The sequence below is a fragment of the Streptomyces sp. BA2 genome (assembly GCF_009769735.1).
Lineage (GTDB): Bacteria > Actinomycetota > Actinomycetes > Streptomycetales > Streptomycetaceae > Streptomyces.
In genome coordinates this window covers 3,636,000-3,651,560 of sequence record NZ_WSRO01000002.1, presented here as the reverse complement: position 1 = coordinate 3,651,560, position 15,561 = coordinate 3,636,000, and the positions used below count along the sequence as shown (strand labels likewise).

The window sequence follows — 15,561 nt, the reverse complement described above, 5'->3', positions numbered from 1 at the left end:
TGGCGAGCCGTCAACTTCCTTTGTGTGTAGATAAATCTACTCGTGCGTACAGGTGGGTTGTGCCCTTGTGAAGGGTACGTACAGGGGGCGCGACAACCTGCCGACCGGGGAGTGACGGCCACCGGCCGAGGCAGGGCGCGGGTCGGGGGAATGGGCGCCCCTGACCCCTGAAGAACGACCCCTCGCACGCTTGGTGGCACGCGCGAGGGGTCGTTCACGCCGCGAGGACTACGCGGCTCGCCGGCTCGTGAGAACTACTCGACCGTGACCGACTTCGCCAGGTTGCGCGGCTTGTCGATGTCGCGGCCCAGGGCCAACGCCGTGTGGTAGGCGAGGAGTTGGAGCGGGATGCCCATCAGGATCGGGTCCAGCTCGTTCTCGTTCTTCGGCACGAGGATCGTCTGGTCGGCCTTCTCCTGCTCCTGGTGCGCGACCGCGAGGATCTTGCCGCTGCGGGCCTTGATCTCCTCCAGGGCGGCGCGGTTCTTCTCCAGGAGGTCGTCGTCCGGGACGATCGCGACCGTGGGGAGCGCGGGCTCGATGAGCGCGAGCGGGCCGTGCTTGAGCTCGGAGGCGGGGTAGGCCTCGGCGTGGATGTACGAGACCTCCTTGAGCTTCAGGGAGGCCTCGCGGGCGACGGGGTAGCCCCGGACGCGGCCGATGAAGAGCATGGAGCGGGCTTCCGCGTAGCTCTTGGCGATCTTCTTGATCTCGTCCTCCTGCTTGAGGATCTCCGAGATCTGGCCGGGCAGCTTGCGCAGGCCATCGATGATCCGCTTGCCGTCGGATACCGACAGGTCGCGGATGCGGCCCAGGTGCAGGGCGAGCAGGCCGAAGGCGACCGTGGTGTTGGTGAAGCACTTGGTGGAGACGACGCAGACCTCCGGGCCCGCGTGGACGTACACGCCCGCGTCGGCCTCACGGGCGATCGCGGAGCCGACGACGTTCACGACGCCCAGGACGCGGGCGCCCTTGCGCTTGAGCTCCTGGACGGCTGCGAGCACGTCGTACGTCTCACCGGACTGGGAGACGGCGATGTAGAGGGTGTCGGGGTCCACGACTGCGTTGCGGTAGCGGAACTCGGACGCGGGCTCCGCGTCGGCGGGGATGCGGGCCAGCTCCTCGATCATCTGGGCGCCGATCATGCCCGCGTGGTACGAGGTGCCGCAGCCGAGGATCTTGACACGGCGCACCTTGCGGGCGTCGTGCGCGTCGAGGTTCAGGCCGCCGAGGTGCACGGTGGAGAAGCGGTCGTCGATGCGGCCGCGGAGCACGCGGTCCACGGCGTCGGGCTGCTCGAAGATCTCCTTGTGCATGTACGTGTCGTGGCCGCCCATGTCGTACGACTCGGCCTCCCACTCCACGGTGGTCGGCGAGGCGGTCGTGCGCGAGCCCTCGGTCGTGTACGTGCGGTAGTCGTCGGCCTTGATGGTGGCCATCTCGCCGTCGTCGAGGGTGACGACCTGGCGGGTGTGCGAGACGAGCGCGGCGACGTCCGAGGCGACGAACATCTCCTTCTCGCCGATGCCGAGGACCACGGGGGAGCCGTTGCGGGCGACGACGATGCGGTCGTTGAAGTCCGCATGCAGGACGGCGATGCCGTACGTGCCCTCGACGTGGCGCAGGGCCTCGCGGACCCGGTCCTCCAGCTTGTCGGCCTGGGCGCGGGCGATGAGGTGGGTCAGGACCTCGGTGTCCGTCTCGGAGAGGAACTCGACGCCGTCGGCGGTGAGCTTGGCGCGCAGCTCGGAGGCGTTGTCGATGATGCCGTTGTGGACGACGGCGACCTTGTTGTCACCCGACATGTGCGGGTGGGCGTTCTCGTCGGACGGGGCGCCATGGGTGGCCCAGCGGGTGTGGGCGATGCCGGTGGTGCCCTTGAAGCGGGCCGGGACCTTGGCCTCCAGGTCGCGGACGCGGCCCTTCGCCTTGACCATCTTCAGGCCGGTGGCCTTGGGTCCGGTGATGACGACGCCGGCGGAGTCGTAGCCGCGGTACTCCAGGCGCTGCAGGCCTTCGAGGAGGAGGGGGGCCACGTCACGCTTGCCGATATAACCGACGATTCCGCACATAGAGGGTGTCCTAGCCGTAGATGAGGCGGCGCAGCTGCCGGAGGGTGAGCTCGGGCGGCGCGACCGCGCGGTACTGGAGATCCGCCGAGATCTGTTCGAAGATCGCCGCGTTCAGCAGGCCCTGACCTTGCAGTTCGCGGTGGCGGCGACGGACGAATTCTTCGGTCGTCTCGTCGAAGTAGGCGAGCACGTCCTGGATGACCCGCAGAGCTTCGCCCCGCTGGAGCGGGGTGCTGCGGGTCAGGTGGTCCACCAGGTCGTCGTGCATTCGTTGATCCTGGAGGAAGAGCCCTCTGCGTGCAACAATCCTGCCCGATTCCGGGCAGGATCGCGTCGAAAATCAGCCCCGGCGGCTCACAGCCGCTTCAGGACCGCCTGTTTGGCCGCGGTGAACTCCTCCTCCGTGAGTATCCCGGCCTTGTGAAGCTCCCCCAGCTCACGAAGCCGCCGCAGCAACGCATCGTGATCATCCTCCGCGGGCGCGGCACCCGCCGGCAGAGCGGCCGGAGCCTCCGGGGACTCCGCGAGGCCCTGCGCCGCCGCCGGATGAGGCAACCGCACCTGCACAGCGGCAGCGATCAGCGCCATCAGGGGGTCCTTCTTGAAGCCCCACAGTTCGACCGAGTTCGGGTCGTACTTCGGCGGGGCCTTGGTGGGCGAGTGCCGGACGGTGAAGCGGAGGTAGCCGTTCTCAAGCCCCACGGCAGGCTGCCACTCCACCCCGGCCACATCCGCAAGGGCCAGCGACCGTGTACCGGCCGCCGACTTCGCCTCCTCCGTCTTCCAGTTCCACTCCAGGCGGATGTGCTCGCCGTCGAAGCTCGCCGTGCCGTCACCCGCCGACACCGACAGCGGCACCGAAGGGCCCGGCAGCAGATAGCTGTCACAGGAAGCGGCGGGCACCTGCTCGATCAGGAGCGCGTTGCGGACCTCGTCCACGACGTACTCCGCGACCCCGTAGCGGTCCGGATCCACCGTCAGCTGATACGGGTCCGCGGCATCCCCGAGCTTGCCCCCGGTCGCCTGCAGCAAGGGATCCGCCCCGTCCCGCAGCCGCAGCCTCAGCCGCCCCGACTTCTTGCCCTGTTCGAAGGCTATGCCGGCCAAGGCGGCCAGCGGCACGGCCAGTTCTCCCAGAGACTTGCGCAGCAGAGACACGTTCTTGTCCCGTCCCGGCACAAGACGCAGCGTCTCTCCGTCGAAGGTCCAGGTTCCGTCGCGCTGGATGATTTCCGCCATGCGACGATTCTTCCATCGGCGGGCGGCGGAAGTGGTCTACACCCTTGACCCGCCACGGGGCGCAAGGTACCCATGGTGACCGTTCGATTGCGATGCACCACAGTGATGGCCCGTCGAAGGGACCCGCTCGTGAGACAGCACCATAGATCGACCCGCCTGTTCGGCTCGTTGCTGCTCGTCGCCGCGGCCGGATTCTCGTCCGTGGCCGCTGTGCCCGGCGGCGACAGCGGCGTGAAGGGCGCGGCCTCCGCCACCACACCGACGCCACTCGGTCAGGTCATCCCGGCCCCGGCGTCCGCCGACCCGGGCGGATCCCCGTACGAGATCAACTCCAAGACCCGCATCCGGGTCGACGACTCGCGTGACGCGAAGAGGATCGGCGGCTATCTCGCCGGGGTCCTGCGTCCCTCCACCGGCTACCCCCTGAAGGTCACCGACGACGAGGGCCGCGACGGCATCCGGCTGCGGCTGAGCTCCAAGGACAAGTCCCTGGGCAGCGAGGGCTACCGCCTCGAATCGAAGCGCGGTTCCGTCACCATCACGGCCCGGGGGCCCGCAGGCCTCTTCTACGGCGTCCAGACGCTGCGGCAGCAACTGCCCGCCGCAGCCGAGAAGAAGACCCAGCAGAAGGGCCCCTGGCTGGTCGCGGGCGGCACCATCAAGGACGCGCCCCGCTACGAGTACCGCGGCGCGATGCTCGACGTCTCGCGGCACTTCTTCTCGGTCGACAAGGTCAAGCGCTACATCGACCAGATGTCGCTGTACAAGGTGAACAAGCTGCACCTGCACCTCAGCGACGACCAGGGCTGGCGCATCGCCATCGACTCCTGGCCCAAACTCGCGACGTACGGCGGCTCCACGCAGGTCGGCGGCGGCAAGGGCGGCTACTACACCAAGGCCCAGTACAAGGACATCGTCCAGTACGCGGCATCGCGGCAGCTCGAAGTGATCCCCGAGATCGACATGCCGGGCCACACGAACGCCGCGCTCGCCTCGTACGCCGAGCTGAACTGCAACGGCGTCGCGCCCCCGCTCTACACCGGCACCGAGGTCGGCTTCAGCTCGCTGTGCGTCAAGAAGGACGTCACGTACGACTTCGTGGACGACGTCATCCGCGAGATCGCCGCCCTGACGCCCGGCAAGTACATCCACATCGGCGGCGACGAGGCGCACTCCACCAGCCACGAGGACTATGTGGCGTTCATGAACAAGGTGCAGCCCGTGGTCGCCAAGTACGGCAAGACCGTGATCGGCTGGCACCAGCTGACCGGCGCCACGCCCGCCAAGGGCGCCCTCGCGCAGTACTGGGGCTACGACGCCACCAGTGCCGCCGAGCGCGAGCAGGTCGCGAACGCGGCGAAGAAGGGCACCAAGCTGGTCCTCTCGCCCGCCGACCGCGCCTACCTCGACATGAAGTACGACAAGAACACCCCGCTCGGCCTGTCCTGGGCGGGCTACGTCTCGGCGCAGCGCAGCTACGACTGGGACCCGGGGACGTACCTGACGGGCGCGCCCGCGGACTCGATCAGGGGTGTCGAGGCGCCGCTGTGGTCGGAGACGATCTCGACCTCCGCGCACATCGAGTACATGGCGTTCCCGCGCCTGCCCGGCATCGCCGAGCTCGGCTGGTCGCCCGCCTCGACGCACGACTGGGACACGTACAAGGTGCGGCTCGCCGAACAGGGGCCGCGCTGGGACGCGTTGGGCATCGGCTACTACAAGGCGCCGGACGTGCCCTGGCCGTCGAAGTAGCGCACGGCTGAGTACGAGAGCGGGGCTCCCGGGGACCGTCCCGGGAGCCCCGCTCGGCTCATGTGCGACCGCTCACGCGATCGGGTTCTTCAGCGTCCCGACCAGCTGCAGCGCCCCCGCCGGATCGGCGAGGTCCACCATCTGTTCGTTGTCCCGCAGCTGAAGCCGGTTCAGGCAGGAGCGCGCGAACTCCGGGGCGAAGATGTCGTACTGCTTGAACTTGTCGGCCAGTTGGGGCGTGGCCTCCTGGTACGTGGTGACGCACTCGGCGACGGCGCCCCAGAACGTCTCCTCGTCCACCAGGCCCTCGGTGACGAGGTTCGCGGACAGGAAGCGGAAGAAGCAGTCGAAGACGTCCGTGAAGATGGACAGGAGCTTCTGGTCGTCGGGCACCTCGACCCGCAGCCGCTCCACCGTCGGCGGAAGCACCGCGTCCGGGTCCATGACCGCGATCTCCTCGGCGATGTCCTTGAAGATCGCCCGCTGTACGACGCCGTCCTTCAGGACCAGGATGACGTTCTCGCCGTGCGGCATGAAGACGAGGTCGTACATGTAGAAGCTGTGCAGGAGCGGCGTCAGGTAGGCGTGCAGATAGCCGCGCAGCCACTCGGCGGGGGTGAGTCCGGAGCGCTCGATGAGGGCGCCCGCGAAGGACGCGCCGTCGAGGTCGGTGTGCAGCAGCGAGGCCATCGTGGCCAGTTGCTCGCCCTCCGCCAGGGAAGGGACCGGGCTCTCGCGCCACAGGGCCGCGAGCATTTTGCGGTAGGGGGAGTAGCGGTCGGTCGCGGCCTCGTACTCCAGGTGGCGATAGCCGACGGCCGCGCGCTCGCGGATGATCGTGAGGCCGGTCGACTTCAGGGTCTCGTCGGTGTCGATGAGGTTCGCGAGCCAGTCGTTGATCGCCGGGGTCGCCTCCATGTACGCGGCCGAGAGCCCGCGCATGAAGCCCATGTTGATGACCGAGAGGGCCGTTTTGACGTAGTGCTTGGCCGGGTCGCTCTGGTTGAAGAAGGTACGGATCGACTGCTGGGCGAGGTACTCGTCGTCGCCCTCACCGAGGCAGACCAGGTGCCGCTGGGCGACCTCCGCCGCGAAGGTCACGGAGAGCTTGTTCCACCACTGCCAGGGGTGCGCCGGGATCAGGAGGTAGTCGTCCGGGTCCAGGCCCTGGTCGCGGAGCTTGCGGTCGAAGCGGTCCAGGGTCTCCTGGCCCAACTCGGCCCGGAAGAAGGCCTCGTAGTCGATGCCCGCGCCCGCAGTGAACGCGGCCCGCTCCTTGCTCGCCGCCAGCCACACGAGCCGTACGGGGCTCCCGGTCTCGGGAGCGTACGAGAGGTACTCGTGCACGCCGAAGCCGAGCCGGCCGTTGTTGGCGACGAAGCAGGGGTGGCCCTCGGTCATGCCCGTCTCGATCTCCTGGAAGCCGGAGCGGGAGAGCTCGGCGGCCGGGATCGCGGGCTTGGTGAGTTTGTAGCAGGTGCCGGAGAGCGTGGAGGAGATCTCCTCCAGGTAGACCGGCAGGATCTCGTCGCTCAGGCCGAGTGCCGTACGCAGCTCGATGAAGAAGTCGAGGGCGTTCAGGGGGAGTTCGGAGCCGTCGCGGTGCCGGGAGATGGATTCGGCGTCGACCTGCCAGTGGTCGAGCCGCAGCCGCTTGGCGGTGAAGCGGTAGCGGGTCAGGGCGTCGTCGCTGCGGATGACGTATCTGTCGTCGCCCAGGGGCTCCGGGGTGAACAGCCGCTCGTGGGCGAACTCGGCGATGGCTTTGCGGATGAGGAGGCGGTTGGCCTGCTCCCAGCGCTCGGGGGAGAGGTGCGCCGTGGCGTCGGACAGGGTCATATCGCCAATTCCCTTTCGCGTACTGCTTGTTCGAACTGCTCGCGGGTGCAGAAGCTCAGCAGAGCCTTCTTCTCCGGCTTCTGGATGACTTCGGCCGGCCGGAACCCGACGGCTTCGTTGAGGGCGTGCACGGCCTTGTTGTCGACATCGGGCTCGACCACGACGCGCCGGGTCGCCGGGTCGGCGAAGAGCGTCGCCATGACCTTGGTGATCACGTCCCGGGTGAAGCCGGGGACGCGGACGTCGGACGGCGCGGTGAGGAAGTGCATGCCCACGTCGCCGGGTTCGGGTTCGTAGAGGCCGACCAGCTCGACGTGTCGCGGGTCGTAGCGCTCCATCAGGAAGGCGGGGACGCCTTTGTGCAGGCCGATGAACGCGTCGTGGTGCTCGGCGGCGGCGATCGCCATGTACTCGCGCTCGACGTCCGGCAGCGTCGCGTCCTGCATCATCCAGAACGCGGCCTTGGGGTGGGTGACCCAGCCGTGCAGGAGCTCGGCATCCTTCAGGGGGTCGAGGGGGCGCAGGGTCAGCTCTGCTGTGGTGCTCATACGGCGAACTCCTGGTACGCGATGGACTTCTCGACGGGGTAGTACTCGGAGCCGAGCAGCTCACCGATGATGTACGCGTTGCGGTAGGGGCCCATGCCCAGGTCGGGGCTGGTCAGCGAGTGGGCGTGCACGGCGCCGTTCTGCAGGAAGATGCCGCGCCCCGTGGTGTCGATGGAGTAGTTGCGGGCGACCTGGAAGCGGCCGCGGCCGTCCCAGCGGATCCTGTCGCGGACGGGCTCCAGGAAGTCGGGCGTGACGTACTGGTAGCCGGTGGCCAGGATCAGGCCCTCGGATTCCAGCTCGAAGTCCTTGTCCTGCTCGTCCTGGTGAAGGCCGAGGGTGTAGGTGCCGTTCTCGTGACGGGCGCTCAGCAGCGAGGAGTTGGTGAGCAGCCGCGTCGGCACCGGGCCGCCGAGGTTCTTCTGGTAGAGCAGATCGAATATCTCGTTGATCAGGTCGCCGTCGATGCCCTTGAAGAGCGTCTTCTGCTGATCCTGGAGGCGGTAGCGGGTCGCCTCCGGCAGTGCGTGGAAGTAGTCGACGTACTCCGGAGAGGTCATCTCCAGCGTCAGCTTGGTGTATTCGAGGGGGAAGAAGCGCGGGGAGCGCGTGACCCAGTTGAGCTTGTAGCCGTGGACGTCGATCTCGCTCAGGAGGTCGTAGTAGATCTCGGCGGCGGACTGGCCGCTGCCGACGAGCGTGATCGACTGCTTCTTCTGGAGCTCCTGCTTGGACTGCAGATAGCGGGAGTTGTGGATGAAGTCCCCGCCGAGGTCCGCGCACGACTCGGGGATGTGCGGCGGGGTGCCGGTGCCGAGGACGAGGTGGCGGGCGCGGAAGGTGTCGCCGGTGGTGGTGTGGACGACGTACAGGTCATCGGCGTACGTCACCTCGGTCACCGTCGTGCTGAAGCGGACCGAGGAGAGCTTCGCGGCGGCCCAGCGGCAGTAGTCGTTGTACTCGGTGCGCAGCGGGTAGAAGTTCTCGCGGATGTAGAAGGAGTAAAGCCGCCCCGCTTCCTTCAGGTAGTTGAGGAAGGAGTAGGGGGACGTCGGGTCCGCGAGGGTGACGAGGTCCGACATGAACGGGGTCTGGAGGTGAGCGCCCTCCAGGAACATGCCCGAGTGCCACTCGAAGTCCGGCTTGGACTCCAGGAAGAGGCCGTTCAGCTCGTCGATGGGTTCGGTCAGACAGGCGAGTCCGAGGTTGAAGGGGCCAAGGCCGATACCGATGAAGTCCAGAGGTTCCAGTGATTCTCGGTGATCAGGAAGCGCGGTCAAGGGTCTCTCCCAGGTACTGCTCGGCGTGGCCGGCGATCAGATCGAGTACGGCCGTGATGTCGGCGACCGTGGTCTCGGGATTGAGCAGGGTGAACTTGAGGTACTGACGCTCGCCGACCTTGGTGCCCGCGACGACGGCGTCACCGGAGGCGAACAGGGCCTTGCGGGCGTACAGGTTGGCGCGGTCGATGGCGGACGGGTCGCAGATCGACTCGGGGATGTAGCGGAAGACGAGCGTGGAGAGCTGGGGCTCCACGACGACGTCGTAGCGGGGGTCGGCGGCGAGCAGCTCCCAGCCCTCGCCCGCCAGGTCGCAGACGGAGTCGAAGAGCTCGCCGATGGCGTCGGCGCCCATCACACGCAGGGTCATCCACAGCTTCAGGGCGTCGAAGCGCCGCGTCGTCTGGAGCGACTTGTCGACCTGGTTGGGTATGCGCTCCTGCACCATGCGGCGCGGGTTGAGGTACTCCGCGTGGTACGTCGCGTGGCTCAGCGTCGTCCGGTCCCGCACCAGGACGGCGGAGGAACTCACCGGCTGGAAGAAGGACTTGTGGTAGTCCACGGTCACGGAGTCGGCGCGCTCGATGCCCTCGATGCGGTGCCGGTTCTTGCGCGAGGCGAGCAGACCGCAGCCGTACGCCGCGTCGACGTGCATCCAGGTGCCGAACTGCTCGCAGAGTTCGGCGATCTCGGGGAGCGGGTCGATGGAGCCGAAGTCGGTGGTGCCCGCGGTGGCGACGACCGCCATGGGGGTGAGGTCGTCGGCGCGGCAGCGCTCCAGCTCGCGGGCGAGTGCCACGGTCTGCATGCGCTTGTTGTGATCGGTGGGGATGACGATCACGGCGTCCTCGCCGAGGCCGAGCAGGGTCGCGGCCTTCTGGATGCTGAAGTGGCCGACCTCGGAGGCGAAGATGCGCAGCCGGCCGGCCGGCCTTCCCGCCTTGGCCGCTTCCTCGCGGGCGAGGAGCATGGCCTGGAGGTTGGACTGCGAGCCGCCGCTCGTGAACACGCCGTCGGCGGCCGGGCCGAGCCCGATGCGTTCGGCGGTCCAGTCGATGAGACGGCGTTCGATCAGTGTGCCGCCGGCGGACTGATCCCAGGTGTCCAGGGAAGAGTTGATGGCGGACAGTACGGCCTCGCCGAGCACGGCCGGGATGACGACCGGGCAGTTGAGGTGCGCGAGGTAGCGGGGGTGGTGGAAGTACACGGCGTCGCGCAGGTAGAGCTCGTCGAGCTCGTCCAGGGCGGCGATGGTGTCGTGCAGGGGCTCGTCCAGGTCGACGGCCTCGATGCGGGGCGCGAGGTCGTCGACGGAGACGCCGGTAAAGGGGCGTGAGGTGGTGGCGATTCTGGCCGCCACCCGCTCGACTCCTTCGGTCACGGAGCTGCGGTAACGCTCCGCGGTGGTGTCGTTGAGCAGGTGCGAGCGCATGAACTTCCTCTGGGTGAGGGGACTTGGGGGAAGTGAGGTAAGCCTAACCTAACTTCCTTGCGTGTTAAACCCAGGGGGTCACACCGGTCACGGGGAGCCAGAAAAACGGAACAGCCCTCTCCGGAATGCGGAGAGGGCTGTACTCGGGCGCAGGGGACGGCAGGGGTCAGCTGACCTTCTTGGCCTTCTCGATCGCGTCGGCGAGGTCCTCGAGGATCGGGGCGCACTTGTCGTACGAGTAAATGGGCTCGGTGACGCGGGGGATGACCTGTCCGGCCTTGACCGCGGGCAGCTTCGCCCAGGTCGGCTTGGACTTGTCCAGGGCGTCGGGCTGCAGGGCGGAGGTGCGGTTGTCCATCATGATGACGTCCGCGCCGTGCTTGTTGACGTTCTCCCAGCTCAGGTTCTCGAACCAGCCGCCGCTCTCCTTCTTGGCGGCCTCGGACGGCTCCACGAAGTTCACGCCGAGGGACTTGAAGTACTCCAGGTCGGCGGAGAGGTTCGTGCCGGAGACGTAGAAGATGTCCTGGCTGGCCGAGCCGACCATGACCTTGATGTCCTTGTTCGCCTTGGCGACCTTGCGCAGCCGCTCGGCGGCGGCCTCGAAGCGCTTCTTCGCCTTGACGACCTTCTCCGCCTTCACGTCCGCGCCGAGCGACTCGGCGAGCGAGAGGAGACGCTGGAGGGGCTGGGTCATCTGGCGGTCGTAGACGGAGACGCCGACGCTCGGGGCGAGCTTGAGGATCTTGTCCTTGCTCTCCTCCGGGACGTACCAAAGGGTGCCCGCGTCGTCGAACATCGTGGAGACGAGGAGGTCGGGGGCCAGGCCCGCGTACTTCTCGATGTTGAACTGGCCCCATTCGTTGCCGATGACCGTCAGCTTGCTGATGTCCATGTCGCCGGCCTGGACGTCCGCTTTGCCGTCCTTGGTCTTCGTCGGGCCGAACACACCCTTGACCTCGACGCCGTAGTCGAAGAGTGCCGCGGCGACGCCGGTGAAGGCGACGATGCTCTTCGGCGTCCCCTTGGCCTTGGCGGTCTTGCCGCGGTCGTCCTTGAAGCTCCAGGAGCCGGAGTCCCCGGAGTCGGCCGCGCCCGAGCCGCCCTTTTTCTCGTCTCCGCAGGCTGCCAGCAGGGCCGTGAGGCCGAGGGCTCCGCCGGCGGCGAGGATGCCGCGGCGGGAGGTCTGGGGGAGGCGGGGGTGGGGCATGAGATCACTGCTTTCGTGAGGACGGCGGCGGGGCCACTGGCCGGAACTAGCGCTTAGGTTAACCTAACCTAAGCTGATGTCCAGTGGCCCTTGCGGTCGCCTTCCCCGGTGCGGGCGTGGTTATCCCGCGAATCCCAGCTCCCGGGCGATCAGCATGCGCTGGACCTCGCTGGTGCCCTCGCCGATCTCCAGGATCTTGGAGTCCCGCCACATCCGCGCCACGGGGTACTCGTTCATGAAGCCGTACCCGCCGTGGATCTGTGTGGCCTCGCGCGCGTTGTCGACGGCGACCGTGGAGGAGTAGAGCTTCGCGATCGCCGCCTCCTTCTTGAAGGACTCGCCGCCGACGAGCCGCGACGCCGCGTCCCGCCACCCGACCCGGGCCATGTGCGCCCGCATCTCCATGTCGGCGATCTTGAACTGGATCGCCTGATTCGCCCCGATCGGCTTCCCGAAGGCGTGCCGCTCCTTGGCGTACTTCACGGACTCGTCCACGCAGCCCTGCGCGAGGCCCGTCGCGAGCGCGGAGATCGCGACCCGGCCCTCGTCGAGGATCCGCAGGAACTGGGCATAGCCGCGGCCCTCTTCACCGAGGAGGTTCGCCACCGGCACCCGTACGTCGGCGAAGGACAGCTCGCGTGTGTCCGATGCGTTCCAGCCGACCTTCGAGTACGGCGCCGCGACCGTGAACCCGGGCGTACCGGACGGCACGATGATCGAGGAGATGAGCGGACGGCCGTCCGCCTTGCGGCCGGTGACGGCGGTGACCGTGACCAGGCCCGTGATGTCCGTGCCGGAGTTGGTGATGAAGCACTTGGAGCCGTTGATCACCCATTCGTCGCCGTCCCGCACCGCGGTCGTGCGCGTACCGCCCGCGTCCGAGCCGCCGTCCGGCTCGGTCAGGCCGAAGGCGCCCAGGAGTTCACCGGAACAGAGCCGGGGCAGCCACTCCCGCTTCTGCTCCTCCGTGCCGAAGAGGTGGATCGGCATGGCGCCGAGGGAGACGCCCGCCTCCAGGGTGATCGCCACCGAGGAGTCGACCCGCGCCAGCTCTTCGAGCGCGATGCCGAGGGCGAGATAGTCGCCGCCCATCCCGCCGTACTCCTCGGGGAAGGGCAGGCCGAACAGGCCCATGCGGCCCATCTCACGGACGATCTCGTACGGGAACTCGTGCCGTTCGTAGAGGTCGCCGATCTTCGGGGCGACGACCTCGTGCGCGAACTCCTCCACGGTGCGGCGGAGTTCCTCGTGCTCGGGGGACAGACGGTGGTCCATCGTTCTTCACTGCTCCTGGTGGGAGGTGCCTGTCAGGGCACGGACGGTGCGGGACGGGCTGGGGCGGCCCAGTTGTTCGGCCATCCACACGCTGGTGGCGGTGAGCCGGCCGAGGTCGACGCCGGTCTCGATGCCGAGGCCGTCGAGCATCCATACGAGGTCTTCGGTGGCCAGGTTGCCGGTGGCGCTCTTCGCGTACGGACAGCCGCCGAGGCCGCCCGCCGACGCGTCGACCGTGCGCACGCCGTGCTGCAGGGCGGCGAGGGTGTTGGAGAGTGCCTGGCCGTACGTGTCGTGGAAGTGCACGCCGATGCGGTCCGTCGGCACGCCCTGTTCGTTCAACTCGGCGAGCAGGGCAAGGACATGGCCCGGTGTGGCCACGCCGATGGTGTCGCCGAGGCTCAGCTCCTCGCAGCCCATGTCCCGGAGGGCCTTCGCGGTGCGCACGACCTGGGCGATGGGCACCGGGCCCTCCCACGGGTCGCCGAAGCACATGGAGAGATAGCCCCGCACCTGCGCCTTCTGCTCGCGTGCGCGCGCCACGACCGGCTCCGACATGGCCAGTGCCTCGGCCATCGTGCGGTTGAGGTTGGCCTTGGCGAAGGACTCCGTGGCGCTGACGAAGACGGCGATGCTGCGGGCGCCGAGGGCCAGGGCGCGGTCGAGGCCCCGGTCGTTCGGCACCAGGACGGGGAGCTGCACCCCGCCGTCCTGCGCGAGGTCCCGCACGAGCGGGAACAGCTGCTCGGAATCGGCCAGTTGGGGCACCCACTTGGGGTGCACGAAGCTGGTCGCCTCGACGGTCGTGAGGCCCGCGGCGGCGAGGCGGCGGATGAACTCCGCCTTGACGTCCGTGGGGACGACCGTTTTCTCGTTCTGCAGGCCGTCCCGTGCGCCCACCTCATAGATGCGGACGCGGGGCGGGAGGTCCTGGGCGGGGACGGCCATGGGGAGCGTCATTTCTCCTCCTGCGGGGCCTCGTCGGGGATCACCACGGCCAGGACCTGGTCCATGGCGACGGTCGTGCCCGGTGCGACGTCGAGCTCGCTGACGGTGCCGGCGTGCGGGGCGGAGATGACGTGCTCCATCTTCATGGCCTCCACCACGAGGAGGCTCTGTCCCTGGGCCACCCGGTCGCCGGTGGAGACCTTGACGACCGTGACCGTGCCGGGCATGGGGGCGGTGAGGGCGTCGGCCCCGCTGTGGGCGGCGCCGGTGAGGCTCGCCTCCACGGGGTCGTGGTCCTGGACGTGCCAGGCGTCGCCGTCCCGGCCGAGCCAGTCGGCGGCGCGGTGGAAGGTGTGGGTGAGGCCGTCCACGTGGACCGTGACGCGGCCGGGCTCCACGGTGCGCGGGCCCGCGCCCGCGATGTGCGCCACGGGCTCGTGTCCCGGCACGCGGAGGTGGTGCGTCAGCGGGGCCGAGGTGCCGCCGATGCGCCAGCCCTTCGGCTCCGAGAACGGGTCGCGCCAGCCGTCACCGGTGGGTTCCAGGGCGGCGGCGCGGATCGCTGCCGCGGCTTCGTACACCTCGTCGGGCACCCCTTCGGGGAGGAGGCCGTCCGCCTCGCGCTCCACCAGGCCAGTGTCCAACTCGCCGGACACCACCGCCGGGTGGGCGAGGAGGCGCCGCAGGAAGCCCGCGTTGGTCGGCACCCCCAGGGTGACCGTCTCCGCGAGGGCGGCCCGCAGCTTGCGCAGGGCGGTCGGGCGGTCGGGGCCGTACGCGATGACCTTCGACAGCATCGGGTCGTACAGACTCCCGATCTCCGTGCCCTCGCTCAGACCTGAGTCGGTCCGCACGCCGTCGCCCCGCGGTTCGCGCAGCGCGAGGACGGTCCCGCCGGACGGCAGGAAGCCGCGGGACGGGTCTTCGGCGCAGATGCGGGCTTCGATCGCGTGGCCCGTGAGCGTGATGTCCTGCTGCCCGTAAGGGAGTTCCTCGCCGGCGGCGACCCGCAGCTGCCACTCCACCAGGTCGATGCCGGTGATGAGCTCCGTCACCGGGTGCTCCACCTGGAGCCGGGTGTTCATCTCCATGAAGTAGTACGACGCCGGGTCCTTGCCCGGCACGATGAACTCCACCGTGCCCGCGCCCGCATACCCGCAGGAGCGCGCCGCCTGGACCGCCGCCTCGCCCATCGACGCGCGCGTGGCCTCGTCGAGCAGGACGCTGGGGGCCTCTTCGATGATCTTCTGGTGGCGGCGCTGGAGCGAGCATTCGCGCTCGCCGAGGTGGATCACGTTCCCGTGGCCGTCCGCGAGGACCTGGATCTCGATGTGCCGGGGGCGGTCGATCCACCGCTCCACAAGGAGCGTGTCGTCACCGAAGGAGGACCGCGCCTCGCGCCGCGCGGCGGCGATCTCGTCCGCCAGCAGGGAGGCGTCCCGCACGAGCCGCATGCCCTTGCCGCCGCCGCCCGCCGACGGCTTGAGCAGCACCGGCATGCCGATCTTCCGTGCCGCGTCGGCCAGTTGGGCATCCGTCAGACCGCTGCCCGAGGAACCGGGGACCACCGGGACCCCGGCCGCCTTGACCGTCTCCTTGGCGCGGATCTTGTCGCCCATCAGGTCGATCGCCGAGGCGGGCGGTCCGATGAAGACCAGGCCGGCGTCCGCGCAGGCCTGCGCGAACTGCGCGTTCTCCGCGAGGAAGCCGTACCCCGGGTGGACCGCCTGGGCGCCGCTGCGGGCCGCCGCGTCAAGGAGCCGCTCGGCCGACAGATAGCTCTCGGCTGCGGGCGCCGGACCGAGCCGTACGGCCGTGTCCGCCTCCCGCACATGCCGGGCGTCCGCGTCCGCGTCGCTGAACACGGCGACCGAGCGCACGCCGAGCGCCCGCAGGGTGCGGATGACGCGGACCGCGATCTCGCCCCGGTTTGCGACGAGCACGGTGTCGAACATGGTCCCTCTCC

At 68.8% G+C, this 15,561-nt stretch carries 12 protein-coding genes; 1 reads left to right on the top strand and 11 read right to left on the bottom strand.

Annotated elements, in window-relative coordinates; translation table 11 throughout:
- Positions 1–254: 254 nt before the first annotated feature.
- The 3 genes from glmS to E5671_RS19045 all read right to left on the bottom strand — a co-directional run bounded on the left by glmS (position 255) and on the right by E5671_RS19045 (position 3,311).
- Complete coding sequence (gene glmS, locus E5671_RS19055; protein WP_160505171.1) at positions 255–2,072, bottom strand: glutamine--fructose-6-phosphate transaminase (isomerizing); 1,818 nt, start codon at positions 2,070–2,072, stop codon at positions 255–257.
- Positions 2,073–2,082: 10 nt separating this feature from the next.
- Positions 2,083–2,340 (bottom strand): hypothetical protein, encoded by a 258-nt coding sequence (locus tag E5671_RS19050; protein WP_160505170.1) that lies wholly within the window; start codon positions 2,338–2,340, stop codon positions 2,083–2,085.
- An 86-nt stretch (positions 2,341–2,426) separates the two neighbouring features.
- Positions 2,427–3,311 (bottom strand): DUF4429 domain-containing protein, encoded by an 885-nt coding sequence (locus E5671_RS19045; protein WP_160505169.1) that lies wholly within the window; start codon positions 3,309–3,311, stop codon positions 2,427–2,429.
- A gap of 129 nt (positions 3,312–3,440) precedes the next feature.
- Here E5671_RS19045 and E5671_RS19040 point away from each other — a divergent pair, with 129 nt between their 5' ends.
- Positions 3,441–5,063, top strand: coding sequence for a beta-N-acetylhexosaminidase (locus E5671_RS19040; protein ID WP_336605785.1), 1,623 nt, complete (start codon positions 3,441–3,443; stop codon positions 5,061–5,063).
- A gap of 72 nt (positions 5,064–5,135) precedes the next feature.
- On the opposite strand, the gene E5671_RS19035 is transcribed toward E5671_RS19040, so the two are convergent.
- The 8 genes from E5671_RS19035 to E5671_RS19000 form a co-directional block, all read right to left on the bottom strand.
- Positions 5,136–6,902: an IucA/IucC family protein gene (locus E5671_RS19035; RefSeq protein ID WP_160505167.1), complete on the bottom strand. Its 1,767-nt coding sequence runs from the start codon at positions 6,900–6,902 to the stop codon at positions 5,136–5,138.
- A complete protein-coding gene (locus E5671_RS19030) occupies positions 6,899–7,450 on the bottom strand; it encodes a GNAT family N-acetyltransferase (protein WP_160505166.1) in 552 nt (183 codons plus the stop codon). Before E5671_RS19030 ends, E5671_RS19035 begins: the two co-directional genes overlap by 4 nt.
- A complete protein-coding gene (locus E5671_RS19025) occupies positions 7,447–8,730 on the bottom strand; it encodes a lysine N(6)-hydroxylase/L-ornithine N(5)-oxygenase family protein (RefSeq protein WP_237330193.1) in 1,284 nt (427 codons plus the stop codon). The genes E5671_RS19030 and E5671_RS19025 overlap by 4 nt, the downstream gene beginning before the upstream one ends.
- On the bottom strand, positions 8,714–10,162 hold the full coding sequence (locus E5671_RS19020; protein WP_160505165.1) for a pyridoxal phosphate-dependent decarboxylase family protein: 1,449 nt from the start codon (positions 10,160–10,162) through the stop codon (positions 8,714–8,716). The genes E5671_RS19025 and E5671_RS19020 overlap by 17 nt, the downstream gene beginning before the upstream one ends.
- 166 nt (positions 10,163–10,328) lie before the next feature.
- The gene (locus E5671_RS19015) at positions 10,329–11,372 is read right to left on the bottom strand and encodes an ABC transporter substrate-binding protein (protein WP_160505164.1); all 1,044 of its coding nucleotides are present in this window, start codon (positions 11,370–11,372) and stop codon (positions 10,329–10,331) included.
- Positions 11,373–11,492: 120 nt separating this feature from the next.
- Positions 11,493–12,647, bottom strand: a complete 1,155-nt coding sequence (locus E5671_RS19010; protein WP_160505163.1) for an acyl-CoA dehydrogenase family protein — start codon at positions 12,645–12,647, stop codon at positions 11,493–11,495.
- A 6-nt stretch (positions 12,648–12,653) separates the two neighbouring features.
- Complete coding sequence (locus tag E5671_RS19005) at positions 12,654–13,607, bottom strand: hydroxymethylglutaryl-CoA lyase (protein WP_160505162.1); 954 nt, start codon at positions 13,605–13,607, stop codon at positions 12,654–12,656.
- Entirely contained in the window at positions 13,604–15,550 is a 1,947-nt protein-coding gene (locus tag E5671_RS19000; RefSeq protein ID WP_160505161.1) for an acetyl-CoA carboxylase biotin carboxylase subunit, read from the bottom strand. The genes E5671_RS19005 and E5671_RS19000 overlap by 4 nt, the downstream gene beginning before the upstream one ends.
- Positions 15,551–15,561 lie beyond the last annotated feature (11 nt).